General features: G+C 52.6%; 16 protein-coding genes. 13 read left to right on the top strand and 3 right to left on the bottom strand.

Annotated elements, in window-relative coordinates; all coding sequences use genetic code 11:
- Nucleotides 1-11 precede the first annotated feature (11 nt).
- From MO867_RS01265 to MO867_RS01215, 11 genes are all read left to right on the top strand, one after another.
- Nucleotides 12-1,322 (top strand): N-acetylmuramoyl-L-alanine amidase, encoded by a 1,311-nt coding sequence (locus MO867_RS01265; RefSeq protein ID WP_252464126.1) that lies wholly within the window; start codon nucleotides 12-14, stop codon nucleotides 1,320-1,322.
- 54 nt (nucleotides 1,323-1,376) lie between these two features.
- Nucleotides 1,377-3,251 carry a DNA mismatch repair endonuclease MutL gene (gene mutL, locus MO867_RS01260; RefSeq protein WP_252464125.1) on the top strand — a complete coding sequence of 625 codons (1,875 nt, stop codon included), beginning with the start codon at nucleotides 1,377-1,379 and terminating at the stop codon, nucleotides 3,249-3,251.
- A gap of 70 nt (nucleotides 3,252-3,321) precedes the next feature.
- Nucleotides 3,322-4,245 carry a tRNA (adenosine(37)-N6)-dimethylallyltransferase MiaA gene (gene miaA, locus MO867_RS01255; RefSeq protein WP_252464163.1) on the top strand — a complete coding sequence of 308 codons (924 nt, stop codon included), beginning with the start codon at nucleotides 3,322-3,324 and terminating at the stop codon, nucleotides 4,243-4,245.
- A 190-nt stretch (nucleotides 4,246-4,435) separates the two neighbouring features.
- A complete protein-coding gene (gene hfq / locus MO867_RS01250) occupies nucleotides 4,436-4,720 on the top strand; it encodes an RNA chaperone Hfq (RefSeq protein ID WP_252464124.1) in 285 nt (94 codons plus the stop codon).
- A 134-nt stretch (nucleotides 4,721-4,854) separates the two neighbouring features.
- Nucleotides 4,855-6,153: a ribosome rescue GTPase HflX gene (gene hflX / locus MO867_RS01245; RefSeq protein ID WP_252464123.1), complete on the top strand. Its 1,299-nt coding sequence runs from the start codon at nucleotides 4,855-4,857 to the stop codon at nucleotides 6,151-6,153.
- A 186-nt stretch (nucleotides 6,154-6,339) separates the two neighbouring features.
- Nucleotides 6,340-7,488 (top strand): FtsH protease activity modulator HflK, encoded by a 1,149-nt coding sequence (gene hflK, locus MO867_RS01240; RefSeq protein WP_252464122.1) that lies wholly within the window; start codon nucleotides 6,340-6,342, stop codon nucleotides 7,486-7,488.
- 12 nt (nucleotides 7,489-7,500) lie between these two features.
- Nucleotides 7,501-8,454, top strand: a complete 954-nt coding sequence (hflC, locus tag MO867_RS01235) for a protease modulator HflC (protein ID WP_252464121.1) — start codon at nucleotides 7,501-7,503, stop codon at nucleotides 8,452-8,454.
- 173 nt (nucleotides 8,455-8,627) lie between these two features.
- Entirely contained in the window at nucleotides 8,628-9,821 is a 1,194-nt protein-coding gene (locus MO867_RS01230; protein WP_252464120.1) for an ATP phosphoribosyltransferase regulatory subunit, read from the top strand.
- 116 nt (nucleotides 9,822-9,937) lie between these two features.
- Nucleotides 9,938-11,260, top strand: a complete 1,323-nt coding sequence (locus tag MO867_RS01225) for an adenylosuccinate synthase (RefSeq protein ID WP_252464119.1) — start codon at nucleotides 9,938-9,940, stop codon at nucleotides 11,258-11,260.
- 141 nt (nucleotides 11,261-11,401) lie between these two features.
- A complete protein-coding gene (gene trhA, locus MO867_RS01220) occupies nucleotides 11,402-12,055 on the top strand; it encodes a PAQR family membrane homeostasis protein TrhA (protein ID WP_252464118.1) in 654 nt (217 codons plus the stop codon).
- A gap of 179 nt (nucleotides 12,056-12,234) precedes the next feature.
- Complete coding sequence (locus tag MO867_RS01215) at nucleotides 12,235-13,455, top strand: lytic murein transglycosylase (RefSeq protein ID WP_252464117.1); 1,221 nt, start codon at nucleotides 12,235-12,237, stop codon at nucleotides 13,453-13,455.
- Between the two features lies 1 nt (nucleotide 13,456).
- On the opposite strand, the gene MO867_RS01210 is transcribed toward MO867_RS01215, so the two are convergent.
- The 3 genes from MO867_RS01210 to MO867_RS01200 all read right to left on the bottom strand — a co-directional run bounded on the left by MO867_RS01210 (nucleotide 13,457) and on the right by MO867_RS01200 (nucleotide 18,648).
- Nucleotides 13,457-14,479, bottom strand: coding sequence for a succinylglutamate desuccinylase/aspartoacylase family protein (locus MO867_RS01210; RefSeq protein WP_252464116.1), 1,023 nt, complete (start codon nucleotides 14,477-14,479; stop codon nucleotides 13,457-13,459).
- 198 nt (nucleotides 14,480-14,677) lie between these two features.
- Nucleotides 14,678-17,761, bottom strand: a complete 3,084-nt coding sequence (locus MO867_RS01205) for a DUF6531 domain-containing protein (protein WP_252464115.1) — start codon at nucleotides 17,759-17,761, stop codon at nucleotides 14,678-14,680.
- 23 nt (nucleotides 17,762-17,784) lie between these two features.
- Nucleotides 17,785-18,648 carry a Stp1/IreP family PP2C-type Ser/Thr phosphatase gene (locus tag MO867_RS01200; protein WP_252464114.1) on the bottom strand — a complete coding sequence of 288 codons (864 nt, stop codon included), beginning with the start codon at nucleotides 18,646-18,648 and terminating at the stop codon, nucleotides 17,785-17,787.
- A gap of 190 nt (nucleotides 18,649-18,838) precedes the next feature.
- Between MO867_RS01200 and MO867_RS01195 the strand changes: the two genes are divergently transcribed.
- Together MO867_RS01195 and MO867_RS01190 are read left to right on the top strand one after the other, a co-directional pair.
- On the top strand, nucleotides 18,839-19,558 hold the full coding sequence (locus MO867_RS01195) for a transposase (RefSeq protein ID WP_252464113.1): 720 nt from the start codon (nucleotides 18,839-18,841) through the stop codon (nucleotides 19,556-19,558).
- Between the two features lie 80 nt (nucleotides 19,559-19,638).
- Complete coding sequence (locus MO867_RS01190; RefSeq protein WP_252464112.1) at nucleotides 19,639-21,135, top strand: type VI secretion system contractile sheath domain-containing protein; 1,497 nt, start codon at nucleotides 19,639-19,641, stop codon at nucleotides 21,133-21,135.
- Nucleotides 21,136-21,225: the final 90 nt, after the last annotated feature.

Raw genomic sequence — 21,225 nt, 5'->3', positions numbered from 1 at the left:
GCTGGGAAGTAATGAGTTTTATATGGCGGTCTCTGTTGTTTGTCGCACTGTGGTTGGCAATGTTATTGCCGGCTTCGGCGGCGCAAGTGGAAGGTGTGCGTCTGTGGCGCGCCCCGGATCACACGCGCCTGGTTTTTGATTTGAGCGGTCCCGCAGAACACAAATTGTTTACCCTTGCCAATCCACACAGGGTAGTTGTGGATTTGTCTGATACCGATCTGCTGGCAGAGTTGGATCAGCTGGATTTGAACAATACGCCTATCGACCGGGTACGCCATGCTCGGCAAAATAAGAAAGATCTGCGTGTTGTATTGGATTTAAAGCAGCAGGCCAATCCGCGCAGCTTTGCTTTGCGGCGTCACGAAAGCTTGCCGGACCGTCTGGTTATTGACCTCTATGACAAAGTTGAGAACCGGGAAAAGACCCTTCAGCAGGTCAGTGGTGCGCGCGATATTGTCATCGCTATTGATGCAGGTCACGGTGGCGAGGACCCAGGTGCATCGGGACCTGGCAGGCTGAGGGAAAAAGATGTGGTGCTGGCGATTGCCAAGCAACTTCGCAAAAGTATCGATAGTCAGCGGGGCTTTGCCGCTACTTTGGTCCGCACCGGGGATTACTATATCCCCCTGCGCGAAAGGGTGAATATTGCGCGCAAGATACGCGCTGACTTATTTGTTTCTATTCACGCGGATGCGTTTACCCGCAAAGATGCCCGAGGTGCAGGGGTTTATGCCGTCTCATCCCGTGGTGCTACCAGTGAAACCGCCCGCTTTCTCGCCGCCCGGGAAAATGAATCCGATCTAATCGGCGGTGCCGGCAGTTTGAGCCTTGGAGATAAGGATGACACCCTCGCGGGAGTGTTGTTGGACTTGTCCATGACGGCCACCATGAACGCCAGTTTGGATATTGGCGCCAGCGTGTTGTCTCAGTTGGGTGCTGTCACCCACCTGCATAAGAAACGGGTTGAGCAGGCTAACTTCTCCGTACTACGCTCGCCGGATGTACCCTCGATTTTGGTGGAGACGGGTTTTATTACCAACCCCCAGGAGGCCCGGCGCCTACGTGACCCAAAATTCCAACGGAAACTGGCGCAGAAACTCAGCGACGGTATAGTGGCGCACTTTAAAAGTCGCCCACCGGCGGATACCTGGCTCGCTTCCCGTCAAAGCAGCGAGTCCCGCAGCCATGTGATTGCCCGCGGGGAGACGCTTTCGGGTATTGCTGCGCGGTATAATGTCTCTGTCGCCACCCTGATGAAAACCAACGATATTAGCAATTCTGTCATTCGGGTAGGGCAGACCCTGAGCATTCCTTCTGGCTGAGATCGGTAAGGTCGAGCACCGGGCCGGTCACTGCAGCATTAACAGGCCAAATCCATGCATGAAAAAATCCAGCAACTATCCCCTCGTCTCGCCAACCAGATTGCCGCCGGTGAGGTGGTGGAGCGTCCGGCATCGGTAATTAAGGAACTGTTGGAAAATAGTTTGGATGCCGGTGCTACACGCCTGGAAGTTGATGTGGATAGCGGCGGATCCAAGCGCATGAAGGTACGCGACAATGGCAAGGGTATTGATCGTGAGGATTTGGCCATGGCCCTGGCCCGCCATGCGACATCCAAGATTCACGCTCTTGAAGATTTGGAAGCGGTGGCCACTCTGGGGTTTCGCGGTGAGGCCCTCGCGAGTATTTCGTCGGTAGCACGCCTGGCGCTGACCAGTAGTCGCGATGAAAGCGGCCAGGGTTGGCAGGTCAGTGCTGAGGGTCGGGATATGGAGGCGCAGCTGGCGCCTTCGGCCCATCCTCGTGGCACTACCGTGGATGTTCGCGACCTGTTTTTTAATACGCCCGCCCGGCGCAAGTTCCTGCGTACCGAAAAAACCGAATTCAACCGCATTGACGAGACTATCAAACGTCTGGCGCTATCTCGTTTCGATGTCTCCATCAGCCTGCGACACAATGGTAAAGGTGTTCACAATTTACGTGCGGGCACCGGGCGCGTAGAAATGGAGCGCCGTGTTGCGCAGGTTTGTGGGCCGGCGTTTATGCAAAATGCCTTGCATATCAATGTAGAGCGCAGCGGTTTGCGCCTATGGGGGTGGGTGGCGGAACCCGCGTTCTCCCGCTCTCAGGCGGATCTACAGTTTTTCTATGTTAATGGTCGTGCCATACGGGACAAGGTGGTCAGCCACGCAGTTCGTCGCGCTTTTGCCGACGTGCTCTATCATGGGCGCCATCCGGCGTTCGTGCTTTACCTTGAGTTAGACCCGGCCTCTGTGGATGTCAATGTGCACCCTACCAAACACGAGGTACGCTTTCGCGATAGCCGTTTGGTGCATGACTTCCTGTTTGGCAGTTTGCATCGGGCCCTGGCAGATGTACGTCCGGGTCAAAAAGATGAGTCGGAAGTTGAGGCGGAAATTGAGTCGGGGCACCAACCGCAGGAGCCGGTAACCGGTGTTCGGGCTGGTGAGTTTGCCGGGCAGCAAAAGATGCCCTTAAGCAATCGTCCCTCGCCTTCCAATTTGCGTGAGCAAATGAACACATATGGTGCACTGCACCAACCCTTCCAGGAATCATCTCAGTCTGTGCAGCCACACGAGGTGGCTGCCGTTACCTCGACAGTTTCCTCTGTTAGCGCTGGCCCGGCAGCTGAGGTCGGGAGTGAAGTGCCACCCCTGGGTTTTGCCCTGGCGCAGTTACACGGGATTTATATTCTGGCGCAGAATGAGCAGGGGCTTATTGTTGTAGATATGCACGCAGCGCATGAGCGTATTGTCTATGAGCAGATGAAAGTGGCTTACGGGGCGGGCGGAATCCAGGCGCAACCGTTATTGGTTCCCGTGAGTTTGGCGGTCAGCCAGAGGGAGGCGGATTGCTTTGAAGAGCGCAGTGAGGTGTTTACTGCGCTCGGTTTTGTTTTACAGCGAGCAGGCCCTGAAACCCTTTTAGTGCGTCAAGTACCAACTATGTTACACGGCGCGAAAGTGGAGCAGCTGGTCCGCGATGTACTCTCTGATTTACTCGGTCAGGGAGACAGTGCACGTATCGCCGAGCGCATTAATGAAGTACTGGGAACCATGGCTTGCCATGGTTCTGTACGGGCCAACCGACGTCTGACGGTCCCGGAAATGAACGCCTTGCTGCGAGATATGGAATCGACAGAGCGTAGCGGCCAGTGCAACCACGGCCGCCCGACCTGGACCCAGGTTAAGCTGGCAGATATGGATAAGTGGTTTATGCGTGGCCAATAGCGGCGCAGTGGAAGTGGGTAGTGATTTGAGCAAGCGTTTACCGGGTGAAAAACCTCAGGCTATTTTCTTGATGGGTCCGACGGCTTCAGGCAAAACTGCCTTGGCTATGGCGCTGGCCGACCATCTGCCAGTTGAGTTAATCAGTGTTGATTCGGCACTGGTTTACCGCGGCCTTGATATAGGCTCGGCAAAGCCCTCCGCGAACGAGTTGGCCAGCTACCCTCATGCTTTGATTGATATTTGTGACCCCGCAGAGTCGTACTCGGCGGGTCGCTTTCGCAAAGACGCCCTCGGAAAGATGGCAGAAGTTACAGCGACTGGTAAGGTGCCATTACTGGTTGGCGGAACTATGTTGTATTTCCGTGCTCTGTTGGAGGGAATGGCAAAACTGCCGGAAGCCAACGCAGAAGTGCGTGCGGCTATTGAAGCTCGTGCTGAACGGGAAGGCTGGCCGGCCCTGCATTCTGAGCTCGCCAGGATCGACCCTGACTTGGCGGCAGAACTGCACCCGAATCACTCGGTTCGTATAGAAAGGGGGCTGGAGGTTTACCGGCTCACTGGTGTGCCACTTTCGACGTTGCACCGGGAACAGGAGGCGAGTGGGATACAGCAACACTATCAGCTGAGCCAGCTGGCAATAATGCCGCGAGACAGGGCCCTGCTGCACCAGCGGATTGAAATGCGCTTTCGGCAAATGCTCTCCTCGGGCTTTATTGAGGAGGTGAGTGGCTTGCGTGCGCGTGGCGACTTACACCAGGACCTGCCAGCGATCCGCGCGGTGGGCTATCGGCAGGTTTGGCAATACCTCGACGGCGAGATTGATTACGATCAAATGGTCGCTGCTGGAATTGCGGCGACGAGGCAGCTTGCCAAGCGCCAGTTGACCTGGCTGCGGCGCTGGCCGGACCTGCTAACTTTGTACACTCAGGATGAAAAAGGCAGGGTGCGCGGGAATGACGAAATATTGCCTGAAGCCTTGAAATTTCTCGCTTAAGCATCCATAACGTGGTTGGGCTATTAAACGACAAGCCTGTTCAGTCAGTTTCGCAGAGTCCGGCCTTTTCCGGCTCACTACTACACTATTTATACGCGTATTCAACCTCAGTCGTTTTTTGATCCGCGCTTTTCGCGGGTGCGATTGTGGCCTGTATACCGCACTCAGCTTTTGAAAAAGGAGAAAAAAGATGTCAAAAGGGCACAGCTTACAAGACCCTTACCTAAACGTATTGCGCAAAGAGCGTATACCGGTTTCTATCTATCTGGTAAACGGCATCAAGCTCCAAGGGCAAATAGAATCTTTCGACCAGTTCGTGGTGTTGCTTAAAAATACTGTGAGCCAAATGGTATATAAGCATGCCATTTCAACGGTTGTTCCGTCACGCGCGGTACGCGTCCCCCTGCTAAACCCTGCAGCTCCGCAAGGTGGTGAAGGCGGCGGTGAAGGCGGTGAACACGAATCCTTTAGTTAAGAGATCCGTATCCATATCACCTGTGCCCCACGTTGGTGGGGTGCCAGCAGCTTGGTGAGCCCATCTCTGGGCTTGCCGGTTGTTATCTCAGTCAGGGCCCTGATAGGCGCCCTCTTCGTAATAGAGAATCCCCATTGTTTTTCGATCGACCGGAATCCGGTGAGCTGGCAGTGCTGGTACACCTTGAACTCTCCGCCATCGACAGCCCCGAAGACCCCCGTGAATTTGAGGAATTGGCCCTCTCCGCTGGGGCGGATCCTGTCAGTTTTATTTTTGGTCAGCGCGCGGCCCCCGACCCAAAAACTTTTGTTGGACGCGGCAAGCTGGAAGAAATTCGTGAGGCGGTCAAAGAGCAAGACGCAGCTTTGGTTATCTTTGACCACATTTTGTCTCCCAGCCAAGAGCGCAATATTGAACGCGAATTAAAATGCCGGGTTCTCGATCGGACCGGGCTGATCCTGGATATTTTTGCCCAGCGTGCGCGAACTCATGAGGGCAAGTTGCAAGTCGAATTGGCGCAACTGCGCCATATGGCCACACGACTGGTGCGCGGATGGACTCACCTTGAGCGCCAGAAGGGCGGTATTGGCTTGCGGGGCCCCGGTGAGACCCAGTTAGAAACTGACCGGCGTTTATTGCGTGCGCGTATCGACTCTATTGAGAAGCGCTTGGGAAAGGTGCGTCGTCAGCGAGAGCAGGGGCGTCGCGCACGTTCCAGGGCTGAACTGGCGACGGTATCTCTGGTGGGTTACACCAACGCCGGTAAATCGACACTTTTCAATCAGCTGACTAACGCCGATGTTTATGTACGGGATCAGCTGTTTGCGACACTCGACCCGACGATGCGTAGGGTTGAATTACCCAATGTTGGCGCCATGGTATTGGCTGACACGGTGGGGTTTGTCTCGCACTTGCCGCACAAGCTGGTCGAGGCTTTCCGAGCGACCTTGGAAGAGGCGGCCAGTGCAACGTTACTGTTGCATGTTGTCGATGCGGCTGCAGATGATCGCGTGCACCTGATGGCAGAGGTGCAAACGGTACTCGAAGAAATTGATGCTGCAGAGTTACCGCAATTAATTGTCTACAACAAGATTGATTTACTCGTGGACTTTGAGCCGCGCATCGACCGGAATGAGCAGGGAGTGCCCCTGGCGGTTTGGCTGTCTGCTGCTACAGGCGCTGGTTGCGAGCTTTTGGTTGAAGCGATTGCCGAGCGGCTAGGTGAGCAAATGGTGCGGGGGCAGCTATTGGTGAAGCCTCACCAATCCCGGTTGCGTGCTCAGCTGTTTGAAATCAATGCGGTTCAGTCTGAGACCTACCGAGATAACGGCGACTGTGAATTGCAAATACTCTTGCCGCGCAGTGATTTCCAGCGTCTACTGGCACCATATATGAGCGGTAGCGAGGCCCCTGAGTGGTTGGCGGAGGAGTAGAGTAGCGTATCTACGATAGTTTTTGGGATGTGGTACTCAGTACCATATACCTTGGTTTCGCTGGAGTTGATCCCCTGGTTTGGCCCATTTGCCTCAGGCAAGGGGCTGGCGGCAATATTTTGTCGGCAAGGGATGCTAGAATCCGCCGAAGTAAAAGATTAAATGATCATAGTTGGAGTAAGTTAAATGGCCTGGAATGAGCCGGGTGGCAACAATAAAGACCCCTGGGGTGGTGGCGGCAACCGCAAGAATGGCGGAGGCCCACCGGATCTCGACGAACTGTTGCGAAAAATTCAGCAAAAGTTGGGAGGTTTGTTTGGCGGTGGTGGCGGTAGCTCCAAGGGCGATTCTGTAAACTTTCCCTGGGTATTGGTCATTGGCTTGGCCGTGTTGATTTATGCCGGTCTGGGAATTTATCAGGTAAATGCCAACGAGCAAGCGGTGGTGCTGCGCCTGGGTAAATACCACTCCACAGAAACTGCCGGTTTACATTGGAATCCGCCGTTGATTGACGATGTCACAAAGGTCAATATGACTGAGGTACGTACCGAGCGTACCACCGGACAGATGTTGACCAGAGATGCCAATATCGTAGAGGTGGTGTTGACGGTGCAGTGGCAGGTTGGCGATGCCGAGTCCTATGTACTGCGTGTCCGCGAGCCGGTGAAGAGTTTACAGGAGGCTACCGATAGTGCTTTGCGCCACGTAGTGGGCTCCGAGACACTGAATGGTGTGATCTCCCAGAACCGGACCCAGGTTTCTACCGACACCCAAAAACGCTTGCAGGAGTATCTGGATTTATACCAGACCGGCATTCGTATCGACGTAGTCAACCTGACGGATGCGAAGGCCCCCCGCGAAGTCCAAGATGCCTTTGATGATGTAACCAAGGCGCGTGAGGATGAGGTTCGCTTGCAGAACGAAGCCCAGGCTTACGCTAACCAGGTGATACCGGTAGCCCGCGGTCAGGCGCAGCGCATTATTGAAGAGGGCGAAGCCTACAAGGCTCGTGTTGTCGCCAGTGCCCGAGGTGAGGCCGTACGCTTTGAAAAGCTGTTGGCCGAATATGAACTTGCCCCAGAAGTAACCCGTGAGCGTCTCTACCTAGATGCGGTTCAGCAGGTGATGTCCAGCACTTCCAAAGTGATGGTGGATGTCGAGGGTGGCAACAACATGATGTACTTGCCCCTAGATAAGTTGGGCCAGAAAAGTACAACCGGAACGGTACAGGGCAAAGGCACCTCTCCGGTGGTCATTGAGGAAGTCTACCAGCGTATTATCGAGCGCTTGCGCAACGACACCGCCAACAGCCGCCGCAGCCAGACTGTCCGTTAGAGAGGGGATGAAATGAATAACAGAACACTAGGTATTATCGTTGTCGTTCTGCTCAGCGTACTGGTCCTTTCCTCTAGCGCCTTCGTGGTGAAGGAGACAGAGAGGGCGGTGTTGCTGCGTTTTGGTAAGTTGGTTCATTCTTATTACGAACCGGGTCTCTACTTTAAAATACCGTTTGCCGAGAGGTTGCGTAAGTTTGATGGCCGTATTCAAACGGTGGACTCAAGCCCTGTGCGCATGCTCAACAGTGAAAACAAGTTCATGATGGTTGATTCATACGCCAAGTATCGAATCTCCGACGTGGGTAAGTTTTATACGGCCACTCGCGGTAATGAACGCAATGCGGTGCGGCTTCTTTCAGAGCAGATTAATGATCGCCTGCGTAACCAGTTCGGTGTCCGTGACCTGCACGAAGTTGTCAGCGGTGAGTCTACCGAAACGACTGAGTCTGAGTCTGAGTCTGCGGCTCCAAGTCAAGCCGCAGCCAGGGAAAAGGATGAGGAAGATCAGCGCGACAAGTTGATGGCTGATATCACCGCGAATCTCAACCAGGTTGCGCAAGAGAACCTGGGTGTGGAGGTGATTGATGTTCGGGTAAAGCGTATCGACTTGCCGCCAGAAGTGTCTGAATCTGTGTTCCAGCGCATGCGCGCCGGCCGCGAGCTGGAAGCTCGTGACCACCGCGCCAAGGGTGAAGAGGCGGGCGAGCGTATCCGCGCTAGCGCGGATCGCCAAAAGGTTGTGATTGAATCTGACGCCTATCGCCAGTCCGAAGAGCTGCGCGGTGCGGGGGATGCCGAGGCGGCGTCCATCTATGCTGTGGCTTACAAAAAAGACCCCGAGTTCTATCGCTTTACCCGCAGTCTGCAAGCTTATAGGGAATCTTTCCAAAGTAAGTCGGATATGCTGTTGGTGGACCCGGACAGTGAATTCTTCCGTTATTTGAAAGACCCGAAGGGAAAGTAGGACTCAGGGCTGTAAAAGGCACCGGGCGACCGGTGCTACTGGCACCTGGATAGTTTTAATAACCCTACCTTCCTGTCAGCAGTTGATGCTAAAATCACGCAAACCGGGCCTAGCCCGGTTTTTTTGTGGGGAGTGCCGCGGCACCGCAATTTCGCTGACGAATTCATTTCATCATGACTCAAGCCGATCGCTGGATGTTGCCGGATGGTATTGCAGAAATTTTGCCCGCCGATGCCGTGCAATTTGAAACTCTGCGCCGCCGACTACTGGACCTCTATCATTGTTGGGGATACGAGTTGGTGATACCGCCAATGCTCGAATTCACAGAGTCCCTTTTGATAGGCATGGGCCATGATGTCGATCTCAGCACGTTTAAGGTCACTGACCAGGTGTCTGGCCGCACTTTGGGCATACGTGCAGATATGACTCCGCAGACCGCTCGGATTGACGCTCATAGCTTTCCGCGCCGGGGCGCAAACCGGCTTTGTTATGCCGGGCAGGTGGTATATGCCCGACCGCGAACGCCCATGGGATCACGGGCGCCGATCCAGATCGGTGCCGAACTCTTCGGTGTGGACAACCTCAACGCGGATCTTGAAGTTATCTCGTTGATGCTGGAAAGCCTGCAGGTGGCCGGGATCAATCAGGTCCATCTGGATCTCGGTCATGTGGCCATTTATCAGAGCCTGGTGGAGGCTGCGGGTCTCAACGATGAGCAGCGCGGGGCGCTATCGGCAATGCTGCAGAGCAAAGCGACTGCAGACCTGTGCGAGTGGGTTGAGGGCAATGTGGCAGAGCAAAAGGCAGCCGAATGGCTTAAGGCTCTCCCGGGGCTGGTCGGTGACCAGAGCTGCTTAGGCAAGGCTCGCCAGTTATTTTCCGGAGCTCCAGAGAAACTGCTGGCAGCAGTTTCTGATTTGAGCCAGGTGGCCGAATCGCTGAGTAAGCGCTACCCGGCCGTGACGCTATTTTTCGATTTGAGTGAAGTGCGCGGCTACGACTATGAAACCGGACTGGTGTTCGCCGCTTATACGCCGGGTCACGGTCAGGCATTGGCCAACGGCGGGCGTTATAACGGCATTGGCGCGGTATTTGGGCGTGACCGCCCGGCTACCGGCTTCAGTAGTGACCTGATGGCACTGAGCAATTTAGGTGGCGCCTCAGCTGATGAGCGCGCCGCGGTGTTGGCACCCGATATCAATGGCCCTGATAGGGCTGCACTGTGGGATGTGATTAATGAGTTGCGTGGTCGAGGCGAGATCGTAATCACTGCCCTGGCCGATGGAGCGGACAGCGAATTGGATGCGCGCTGTGATCGCGAGTTGGTTGCCGAAGGGGATTCCTGGGCGGTTAAACCGCGGCAATAATTTGTTTCGGGGGCGCAGTGGATGTGCCTAACACCGAGCGGGGTAGGCCCGCAGACATCCATTTATGTGGGGCTCCGGCTCCTGCAGAGAGAAACCTGAGTTAGAGATTTATACAGATGGGCAAGAACGTAGTAGTACTGGGTACCCAGTGGGGCGATGAAGGCAAGGGTAAGATTGTCGATTTGCTGACAGAGCAGGTCTCGCTGGTAGTGCGCTTCCAGGGCGGCCATAACGCCGGCCACACTCTGGTTATCGACGGCGAAAAAACCGTACTGCACCTGATACCGTCGGGTATTCTGCGCCCCAGTGTTACCTGCCTGATCGGCAATGGCGTGGTACTGTCGCCCGAAGCTCTACTGAAAGAGATGGCAGAGCTGGAAGAACGCGGAGTGCCCGTGCGTGAACGACTGTGTCTGTCGCCAGCTTGCCCGTTGATCCTACCGGTACATGTTGCTCTTGATCAGGCCCGCGAAAAAGCGCGTGGCGATAAAGCAATCGGCACAACCGGCCGCGGTATTGGCCCGGCTTATGAAGACAAGGTGGCCCGCCGCGGCCTGCGCTTGGGCGATCTGTGTAACTGGGATAATTTCTGCGGCCAGCTCAAGGAGTTGATCGACTACCATAACTTCGCCCTGACTCAATACTATAAAGTTGACCCGGTGAGCTACGAAGATACTTTGGAGCAGGCCAAGATTTGGCGTGATCAATTGTTACCGATGATGATGGATGTGGCTGATCATCTGCACAAGGCCCGTGAAAACAACGAACATATCCTGTTTGAGGGAGCTCAAGGCTCACTTTTGGATATCGACCACGGTACTTATCCTTTTGTAACTTCTTCAAATACCACCGCTGGCGGCACCGCGACTGGTTCAGGTTTTGGTCCTCTGTATCTGGATTATGTACTGGGTATTACCAAGGCCTACACCACACGCGTTGGCAGTGGCCCCTTCCCAACTGAATTGGATTGTGAAGTTGGTCGTCACCTGGGCGAGAAAGGCCATGAGTTTGGCGCTACGACTGGGCGCCAGCGCCGTACCGGTTGGTTCGATGTAGTCGCCGTGCGTCACGCGATCCGCATCAACAGTATTTCTGGCCTGTGCTTGACCAAACTGGATGTGCTCGATGGCCTTGAAGAAGTGAAGGTCTGTGTCGGTTACCGCAACAGTGCCGGCGAAGACATGCCAGTACCTTTTGACGCGGCAGGTTGGGAAAACGTTGAGCCGGTTTATGAATCCATGCCGGGCTGGACGGAAAATACTTTTGGTGTGCGTCGCGAAGCGGATCTTCCGGCCAATGCGCGCGCCTATATAGCTCGAATCGAAGAACTGGTGGGCGCTCCTGTAGATATCGTCTCTACTGGCCCCGATCGGAATGAAACGATTGTTCGGGAATCCTCGGCACTTTGCGAAATGGGTATTCACAGCGCCAGTATTTAAGCGCTGACTGCCTGGATGTGAGTTTACAGCCTAGTGGTGGCCTTGCTATTTTAAGTGAGGCCTCTGATCATTAGACCTGTTCCAAGTTATTGGTCGAGCATTGCATGCAGGCTTGTGACCTGAATTTAACCGGGCTAATTTATGTCTTCATCCGTCTCCTTTGTCAGTCGCTACAGTTTTGCAGAAGAAATCGCCAATAGTGTGACTCATGGCGTCGGCGCCCTTTTAGCGATTGCGGGCCTCGGGGTTCTGTGTGGGTTTGCCGCCCTGCGCGGCGATACTTGGCACATCGTCAGTGCCAGTGTCTACGCATCCACCCTGATTCTCTGTTTCCTCGCCTCGACCCTGTACCATGCAGTCAGTCATATCGGTGCCAAGGCAATATTACGAACCTTGGATCATTCTTCGATATTTCTGTTGATAGCGGGAACCTATACACCGTTTACCCTAGTTACCTTGCGAGGTCCTTGGGGCTGGTGGCTGTTCGGGATTATCTGGGGGCTGGCGCTGATTGGTTTGATAATCCAGTTTACGCCCCTGAAAAAAAATCGCGCCCTGTCGATCACTCTCAGTGCCTTGATGGGCTGGGTGGTGGTTGCTGCGATCAAGCCTTTGGCAGACAGCTTGGAAACCGGTGGGCTTTGGCTGCTGGTTTTAGGGGGACTCTGCTACACCGGCGGTATTGCCTTTTACCTCTGGCGCAGTCTCCGTTTCCATCATGCGATATGGCACCTTTTTGTGCTGGCAGGCGGTATTCTGCATTTCTTTGCGGTGCTATTTTACGTAATCCCATAGTCTTTTCATTTTTTGCGGCACTGCTCACTGCAGCAGTGAGCAGTGCGAACTTCCCCCGGCAATGACTGTCCAGTTTAATAGTGGTTTAAAGTTCAGCGGTTTAGCGGCAAATTCACCTTTCGGATAGGGGTGGCTCGTTCTACCCTTGAGCGAGCAAAAGTTGTGTCGAAGGTAACTCCATGCCCAGATTGCAATGGTTCCAATACTTATCCTATGCCCTTACTGTCAGTGCGGTATTGCTATTCTCCAGTGCCCAGGCGCAAGAGAAGGCCGATCCGGCATTTGAACAATGGGTAAAAGAGTTTCGTAAGACGGCCCTTAAAAGCGGCATATCTGCAGAAGTCTACGACCAAGCCTTCCGAGGCATCACCTCCCCTGACCAATGGGTGCTAGATCGCGCCAGTTATCAACCGGAGTTCAAAGCGCCGGTCTGGCAGTATTTTGACAATCGAGTACAAAAAAGGGCAATTGAGCGCGGTCAGCAGGAAAAGGAGAAGATGAAGCCCTGGCTAGATAAAATTGAAAAGCGTTTCGGGGTGGAGCCGAATATTCTTCTGGCGATCTGGTCAGTGGAATCCAGTTTCGGCGGTATTTTAGGCAATGATCAAGTGATGCGCAGTGTAGTCCGTTCCCTGGCGACACTGGCTTACGCAGATCCTCAGCGCAAAAAATTTGGCCGCCAACAATTGTTAGCCGCGCTAAAGATATTGCAAGCCGGGGATGTTGAGGGGAAGCACCTGCTTGGGTCATGGGCTGGAGCTATGGGGCATACACAGTTTATTCCCACCAGTTATCAAGCTTACGCAGTGGATATCGATGGAGATGGTAAGCGCGATATCTGGAATTCTATTCCCGATGCCCTAGCGACTGCAGCCAACTTGCTCTCAAGTAACGGATGGCAGAAGGGGAAGCCCTGGGGATACGAGGTGAGTATTCCCGCACGCAAGTTGCCCGCTGGGAAAATGACCGTGGCGGAATGGGAGAAGCTTGGCGTTAAACGCGCAAACGGAGAGTCCTTCCCGAGTAAAAAAGCCGTTGCTGAGATAAAGCTGCCTGCTGGGCGCAATGGTCCCGCATTTCTGGTGTTCAAAAATTTCTTCGTGCTCAAGCGTTACAACAATTCGGATCGCTATGCGATAGCCATTGGCTTACTCGCAGACAGAATTGGTGGAGCCACTCCACTGGTGAATGATTGGCAGCGCCCCTTCACACCACTGAATAGCGTACAGGTGGAAGAGCTACAGAAACTGCTGAAGCAAAAGGGATTTTATACGGGGGATATCGACGGTAAGGCCGGCCCTGGGACTCGAAAAGCCGTAAAGGAATTTGAGAAACGTGCGGGGATTGAAGTTAAAGGCTATCCGAGTAAAGAAATACTGGAGCTTCTGAAGAAGCAATAGCTCAAAAATTCTCATTCGGTAGCAGGCTATCTTGAAGTAATTCCAGGTTCTCGATCACACCCTCGGGTTCACGGAAGTAGGCGATGTGATACATCGCCTCTCCTTCTTGCACCAGGGGGATATTTTGGCAACCAATAATGATACCGTCTTCACCGCAAAGTAGTTGGTCGAGTTCCTGGCCGTAGGGGTCGGCAATAGTTGCCAATAGCTCACCCTTATGGACTTGGTCCCCCAAACTCTTCAGGTGATTGGCGATACCGCTATCTCCCGCACGAAGCCAGCCACTGCGGCGAGCCACAAAGGGTTCAATAAAATTGGTTTGTCGAGTTTTGGGGAGCATTTGTAGGTGCTTCATTACATTGATCACGCCTTTCACACCGGCCCGGATGCTGAGTTTATCAAATCGCAGGGCCTCTCCCGCCTCATAGAGTAAAACCTTTACTCCGAGGTCTGCTGCCGCTTGGCGCAGGGAGCCATCGCGTATAGAAGCATTGAGTAATACGGGTACACCAAAGGCTTTGGCCGTTTCGAGTGTCTGCGTATCATCCAGGTTGGCGCGAATCTGCGGCAAGTTACTGCGGTGAACCGCGCCGGTGTGTAAGTCGAGACCATAGTCGCATTTGGCCACTATCTCTTTAAGGAACATGTGGGCCATTCGCGCTGCAAGGGAGCCTTTCGCCGATCCTGGAAATGAACGGTTTAAGTCACGTCTATCTGGCAAATAGCGGGTGTGCTGCAATACCCCGTAGACATTGACCATAGGCACTGCGATTAACGTGCCGCGGAGGGATTTTAGCCGGCTACTTTGAATCAGGCGGCTGATTATCTCAATGCCATTGAGTTCATCTCCATGCACTGCTGCACAGACAAATATCTTTGGGCCGTCCTTCTTGCCGCGTTGCACGTATACCGGGATTGCCATCTCCGTACTGGTATATAACCTGACAACCGGTAAATCGATATGGCAGGATTCCCCCTTTTTAACGGTGACACCGCCAATCTCAAAATCTGGACACTCTTTCATGGCCCTGTCGAACAGATGGATAGAACAATAGTGTATAGGTAATCGCGGTGGCTTTAGGTTATCCAAAGTTGCAGGAACCGCCTGGCCAACTCTTTAACTAGTCACAGTTCAGATGTTTAAGTGCCGGATATGTCGTGTGGAGAGTGTGCCGTAAACGCAGATAGGAAAAGGCCTATATTGGCCTTTTCCTATCACCGGCTAAAGTTGTCCGAGTGAGGTTCCCGAGCTCGTCAAATTAAGTGCACGATCGCCATTCAGCCAGATGCCGAGGGCTGGGCTCCAATATCCAGATGGGTGATACCAGAGTCCGGTCTCCACATCTGCGACAAGGTTTGTTCCACGCCATGTACTGGGACCGTGGCTGTAGGGGGCCTTATCCTTTTCTCCTCTCTCGCTCCCTTGGGACCATTGCAGTGCGCCCTGAGCATCGAAAATAGCGAGGGGCCTTCCATCGGGATCGGTGAGATAGTGTTCAGTGCTGCCGGTAGTCCACTGGCAGAGGATACTGTTGGTTTGTGGTTGGTGAATCCAATGACCCATGTCACGGGATTTGCCATCTATATTGTGGGTTTCTCCCCAAATGCCCAGACTGCTCCAGGTAGTAACAATACGTCGTTGACGGGTCGACTTTCTGTGGGTGCAGGTTTTACTCAGTCTTCTCCCAAAAGGGTCATAGCGGAAATAGGTTTTGAATTCGCCACACTCCGCGTGGCTCATAAGGCCCCAGCCATCGTATTGGTATTGGTAGTCCTTGCGGCCGGGGATATCGCGTTCACAGGTGATATTACCGCGCTTGTCGCTCTCGGTTTGAGGCTGGGTAAGGCCTTGATGGCCTCTCAATGGGTTCGTAAGTTGTAGGGGGGGCATCGTATCAAAGTGCCAGGAGAGCGCCTGACCACTTTCCAGGGCGGAAAAATATCCGAACTGGTGCTTGCGATGACTGCGGACTTCCCCTTGTACCTGAAGGAGGTCCTGGCCCTTGGTTTCTGTGCGCAATACAGCTTCGCCATTGGCATCAATCCCATACAAGGCTCCGCAGGGGGCGAAAGTATATGAGAGGTCAAGGTTGTCGGAACTGGCACTTTTTAGCCAGCCTCGGGCGTCATACTGATATCGCAGGCCAAAATCGCGAACTTCTGGGTTGTCGTGATGTTCGGCAATGACACGATTGCGACGATCATATTTAAAGCGTACTGATGAGTGCGAATTGTTCGCTTGAGTTAGTCTCTGTTGTTGATCGTAGTGAAATTCGCTGTTCTGGCCGCTGTTATTTCGGATCCCAGTTAAGGCACCGTTGCTGTTATAACTAAAGTACCAGCGGCAATCGTTGTCACAGTATTCACGTAAACTGCCATTCAAGTTGTAGTGCCAATGCCAAATATGGTTTTGAGCAGATTTATGGCAGGTTAATTGTCCATGCAAATCGTACTCCCAGTGGTAACTGTCATTGGGAGTTTGTAGCGAAGTCAGCTGGCCCTGGGGGCTAAAGCACAAGTCCCAGCTGTTTCCATCGGCAAAACTAATATGATAAGGCAGGCCTGCCTTATCATAGTCACAGAGAATACTTTGGCCATTATCTCCGTGGACCGCACTTGGCAAGCCGCGTTCGGAGTAGTCTAGGCCGTACTGATGAATGCCAATGTGGGCTTCGCGCAACTCACCCGCGCCACCATAACTCCACTGACGCCACACGTCGCCATTGATAACAAGGGCGGTCATTCGCTGCCAATGGTCATACTCGAAGCGCCATAGTTTCCCCTCCCGGCGCAGTGTCTGCAACTGCCCTTGCCCATCCCAAGCCAGGTCTACCTTGCCGCCCTCAGGATCTTTGATCTGTGTGAGCTGTCCCCGGTCAGTGTAGAGAAATTTCCAGGTTTGGTTTTCAGGGTCGGTGATACATTCGGGGCGACCTTTGTCGTTGAGTTGGTACCGCCATAATATTTCATCACTAATCAGGGCCGCGCTCAAAAGGCCGAAATTATCATATTCGTACCGGTTGCTTACGCCGCGGGAGGTGCGGCGTAGAAGACGCCCAAATTCATCGTAGCGAAAAAAAATTCTTTGTTCATCCGCCTTAATCTCTTCGCAGAGATTGCCGTACGAATCGAACAGCCAGCTGAGTTTGCGCGATGCCTGTTGTTCAGAGATTTGCTGACCAAACTTGTTGAAGCGCAGGTAGATGGGGCTTGTGGAGTCTGCTTTGATCGTGCAGCGGTATTTGCTTGATGGCCAGCTGATGCTAGAGACTAATTCATTGCTTTTTATTAAGTGGCAGCGACCGTTTGCATCATATGAAAATTGACAGATACCAGATTGGCTATTAAGCAATTGTGTCAGTTGTGTCGTTTTATATTGGTATTTTTCTCTTTTCAGCCCGGCGTGAACTTCCGCTAATTGACCTTCCTGGTAATCGTAACTACAGAGATTATTTTGTCCTTCCGCAGCGTGACTATTGATTAGGTTGCAGATATGACCGTTCTGACAGTCAAATTCAATAACACGTCCCCAGGAGCTCACAATCTTTTTGGGTAGCCCCTCTTGATAATCGATTGTCAGGACATTACCAAATTGATCTCTGATTTCAGTCAGTGGCAACGCGCTATTAACGCCGTCGGCACGAAAAACCTTGTGATACTGATCAAAAGTCGTCAACCGATAACTGTGCAAGCTCTGCCTGAAAAGAAGTAGACGGTCAAAGCGGTTATAACAGCCGTGACCAATGGCTGGTAATTTAAACTCCACCGTTCGCCCCTCGGCGGTATACAGGTCAACTCTATTGTCATGCACGACAATATTTTCGCTCAATGAATGCCGCCAGCCTGCGCCAATACCCGTATCCTGGCCAAGTGATGAGCGGTAATAGCGCTTCCACTTAAAGGGAAGAGGCCCAGGTATGGCCACGTCTGTGCGCTCAAAGGCCACTTCTCCAGTTGAGGAAATAACGTAGTCAGCGGCTTGATGGCAGCGATCCAGTGCGGGCACCACCGTGTTTTCAGGATTAACCCCGGCAGCATTAATGAACTGTATTGGAATACCGCTGACATCGTATAACAAGGGCACTGTGGGTGCGGTATCGATACTATATAGGTTGGCCTCTATCTTCGGCAGTTCGGGCCAAAGGTTTGTTCGCAGCGAATGCTTGGGTATGTTCTGGGATAGTTGCTCTATTAGGGTGAGCCATCGGCAGGCCGAAGCAGGGCTCCCGTGGGAGAAGGCTATCGGCAGAGGGCTGAGGGTATCGAGCAAACTGGGTATTAGCTGGGTGAGACGTTCCGGTGTCATTTTGCAGCGTCCGGTAAATCGAATTAGCGGTGTAACTTTCGGATTGTTACGTCGGGTGGGGTGGGACGTTCAGTAACGCTTTGTTCATGAGGGAGTATTTGGCGCAGAGATTGTGACGAATACTCCAAGATTCCTGCGGTTATATTGTCCCGTCCACCGAGACGGTTTGCATCGTCAATAAAACGGTAAACACACTCTAATGCAGGGCGATGTGTTGCCAGTACCCGCTCTATTGCATGATCATCGAGATACTCTGTGAGGCCATCGCTACAAACCATGAGAAGAGCATTTTGGGTGAGTTTCCAGCTGTTGATATCGGCTTCGACATTTCCCGAAACGCCCAGTGCACGGGTGATGTGATTGCGAACATTGGATTCTTTGGCCTGTTGTTGGGTGAGTTGGCCGCTATCAACCATTTCCTGTACAACGCTGTGATCTCTTGTAAGGCGCTGCAATCCATAATTGTTCCATAGGTATGCGCGAGAATCGCCGATATGTGCAACGATTAAAAAATCGCGCCACATGACCGCAGCCACCAAAGTGGTTCCCATGTTGGAGAATTGGGGATGTAGGTTTTTCGTGTTGAGAAGAGCAGTGTTTGCACTGTTCACCGCATCTATCAATGTTGCGCGTAGAATCAGTTGTTGTTGTTCTGAAGTGCAGGAGAAAAACGTATGTTTCAGAAGGTCGTCGAGGTGAGCTTGAACGGTTTCAGCGGCAATTTTACTGGCGGTAGCACCCCCGGTATAGCCTCCCATGCCATCGGCAACCACGATATACGCAAAAGGCTGGTCTGCAGAGGCAAACCAGCGAATACTATCTTCGTTTTCCTCACGAACCTGACCGATGTCAGTACGCCCGTTGACCGCCAGACTTATCTGATCCATGTCTGGTGCAACTCCCCTTTAATAAAAAGCAATACAATGCGGCGTAATATTATTACAGCCGATCACCGAGGGTAATGTTAACTTGCTCGCATACCAAGTTTGAAATACTTTTCACTGGTTTGCGATAATAAGACTTTTATCTCTCAATAGAAAAGGCTTCAAGCCCGCTAAAAAAGGACCCACAGGCAAAATGCCCCGTTTGCCCAGGCTCAACTTAATAAATGTTCCACAACACATTGTGCAGGTCGGCCACAACAATCTGCCGTGCTTCTTTGATGAGGAGGATTACCAATATTATTTGATTAGTTTGCGTAACGCGTCAGACCAATATGGCGTTGATGTTCACGCATATGTTTTGTTGCCCAACATGATCCAGATCATAGCTACGCCCACCATCCCGGATGGGATATCATCTATGATGCAATCTCTTGGGCGCCGCTACGTGCAGTTTGTAAACCACCGCTACAAGCGCTCAGGAACGATTTGGCGAGGGCGTTATAAGTCCAGTCTGATCGACTCAGACGCTTATCTGCTGACTTGCTATCGCTACGTGGAGCTGCGCCCGCTGTATTTGGGGTTGGCGGACTCACTCGAGGACTATGAGTGGTCAAGCTTTCATCACCACGTAAACAGTAAGAAAGATAATTTGATTAAGGACCACCGCTTGTATCTGTCTCTGGGAGAGGCGGTTCTTGAAAGGGCGCAGTCCTATCGGAAATTATTCCAATATAGCTTTGATCGAAAGTTGCTCGACTATATCGCTGAAACGATAAAGCTGGGTCATGTGCTCGGTGGGGATGTTTTTAAAGAAAAGATCGAACAAATTGTCAATCAAAGAGTGCGGCCGTTAAAGCGCGGGCGCCCAAAAAAGTCAAATAATATCGAAAAAGAGCCTAATGAAACCGCCTAGATTAAGGCAATGAGTTCAATTTAGGTGTTAATAAGAACACAAAAAACAGGGATATTAGCCCTGTCGTCAGGTGAAAAATTGTGAGCAGGCCCACCGTTTCAACGGGATACCAGATTCTCGGCGATAACAATAAGGAGAAACCCGTTATGGATTTCAGCACTGATAAGTTGAAAGTAGTGATCCTTGGTGACTTCAGCGGTAGAGCAAGTCGCCGCCTGTGTGAGCCTGACACGATTTCCAGCCGCCGGGTATATCTGCTGAACCGGGATACTTTCGAAGGTATCTTTGCCGATCTCGGAGTCAGTTTGCAGTTGCCGGTTATGGAGCAACCCCTGGCACTGCCCTGTTTCGACGATTTGCACCCGGATTACCTCTACAGTCGACTGCCACTGTTTAAAAAATTTATTGAACTGGAGCAGAGGCTGCTTGACCCAGATCAATTCCAGCAGGCAGCCGAAGAGATTCAGCAGTGGAAGCCAGAGTTAGCCTCGCAATCAGAGGGAACCGGTCGTTATGGTGAGCAGTCCATACTGGATGAGATCCTGGCCGCTGGCCGAGAGCGCCATGCCCAAGAGAGCCAGAATACCTTCCAGGTAGATCAACTGATCAAAGATATTGTCGCCCCCTATGTACAGAAGAGCGAGGACCCTCGTCAAGGCGAATACCTGGATGCACTGGCGGAGGCGGCATCTGATGCTATGCGCAAGGTGATGCACCATAGCGATTTTCGCCAGCTGGAGGCCAGCTGGTTAAGCTTTCAATTTTTGCTAAGGCGAATTGAAGAGCATGGCAATCTGGATTTGTATCTGGTTGATGTCAGTAAAGAGGAGTTGCTCGCGGACTTTGCCCAAGCAGAGAGTGATTTGGAGAAATCACAGGTATTTAAATTGCTTGTCGAGCGTGAAACCATTTCTGGAAATATCCCCTACAACTTGGTTGTGGGAGATTACTTTATTAGTGATGAGGAGCGCGATCTCCACTTATTGATAGATCTATCAACTATTGCCGAGGCTGCAGGAAGTGCACTTTTACTGGGCGGGGAGACCAAACTTGCCGGTTGCCCCAACTTATCGGGCTCCGTTGACCCTGATGATTGGTACTACCCGCTGAGCGACCAATTTGAGGCGAGCTGGCAGGCTGTTCGGGAATATTCTGCCAGTAATCATGTTGCCCTAGCTGCTCCCCGATTTATGTTGCGTCTCCCTTTTGGCAAAGAGGCCTCGACTACAGAGTACTTTAATTTCGAAGAGCTAACTTCTGAGCAGAGCCACGAATATTATCTGTGGGGAAATAGTGTTTATTTGTTGGCGCTGACGCTCTGCCAGGAATTTTCACAAAGTGGAAAGTTAAACCTGCCTGAGGCGGCGCGTTATGAAAACCTGCCTTTGCACTTACGTAAACTGCCCCATGGTGAATGGTTAACGCCTTGCGCAGAAGCCCTGCTGACTGATAGGGCCGCAGCGAAGTTTATACGGGCTGGAATTAGTACCCTGCGCTCCGTGCAAGGGCGTGATCAGGTGGTCCTTCCCAAATTAATTTCTCTGGAGGGTGGTACTCTCAAAGGCCCTTGGAGCTGAATACTTTGAGTATCTCAGCGATGACTGCTTCAAATTTTAGCGAGAATCTCGGAGAGCTTGTGCCGACTGCGGCAAGTAAAAAATTACCTG

The organism is Microbulbifer okhotskensis, assembly GCF_023895975.1.
GTDB lineage: Bacteria > Pseudomonadota > Gammaproteobacteria > Pseudomonadales > Cellvibrionaceae > Microbulbifer > Microbulbifer okhotskensis.
The sequence above is the reverse complement of the archived record's forward strand: the minus strand, read 5'-3'. Positions and strand labels throughout refer to the sequence as shown.

Excerpts from the sequence above, each read along its gene's own strand:
- MO867_RS01265 (WP_252464126.1), top strand. The coding sequence starts at position 12 with ATGAGTTTTATATGGCGGTCTCTGTTGTTTGTCGCACTGTGGTTGGCA.
- MO867_RS01230 (WP_252464120.1), top strand. The coding sequence starts at position 8,628 with ATGACTCAAGCCGATCGCTGGATGTTGCCGGATGGTATTGCAGAAATT.
- hfq (WP_252464124.1), top strand. The coding sequence starts at position 4,436 with ATGTCAAAAGGGCACAGCTTACAAGACCCTTACCTAAACGTATTGCGC.
- MO867_RS01195 (WP_252464113.1), top strand. The coding sequence starts at position 18,839 with ATGCCCCGTTTGCCCAGGCTCAACTTAATAAATGTTCCACAACACATT.
- hflK (WP_252464122.1), top strand. The coding sequence starts at position 6,340 with ATGGCCTGGAATGAGCCGGGTGGCAACAATAAAGACCCCTGGGGTGGT.
- MO867_RS01215 (WP_252464117.1), top strand. The coding sequence starts at position 12,235 with ATGCCCAGATTGCAATGGTTCCAATACTTATCCTATGCCCTTACTGTC.
- miaA (WP_252464163.1), top strand. The coding sequence starts at position 3,322 with ATGGGTCCGACGGCTTCAGGCAAAACTGCCTTGGCTATGGCGCTGGCC.
- MO867_RS01225 (WP_252464119.1), top strand. The coding sequence starts at position 9,938 with ATGGGCAAGAACGTAGTAGTACTGGGTACCCAGTGGGGCGATGAAGGC.
- MO867_RS01200 (WP_252464114.1), bottom strand. The coding sequence starts at position 18,648 with ATGGATCAGATAAGTCTGGCGGTCAACGGGCGTACTGACATCGGTCAG.
- MO867_RS01205 (WP_252464115.1), bottom strand. The coding sequence starts at position 17,761 with ATGACACCGGAACGTCTCACCCAGCTAATACCCAGTTTGCTCGATACC.
- mutL (WP_252464125.1), top strand. The coding sequence starts at position 1,377 with ATGCATGAAAAAATCCAGCAACTATCCCCTCGTCTCGCCAACCAGATT.
- MO867_RS01210 (WP_252464116.1), bottom strand. The coding sequence starts at position 14,479 with ATGAAAGAGTGTCCAGATTTTGAGATTGGCGGTGTCACCGTTAAAAAG.
- hflC (WP_252464121.1), top strand. The coding sequence starts at position 7,501 with ATGAATAACAGAACACTAGGTATTATCGTTGTCGTTCTGCTCAGCGTA.
- trhA (WP_252464118.1), top strand. The coding sequence starts at position 11,402 with ATGTCTTCATCCGTCTCCTTTGTCAGTCGCTACAGTTTTGCAGAAGAA.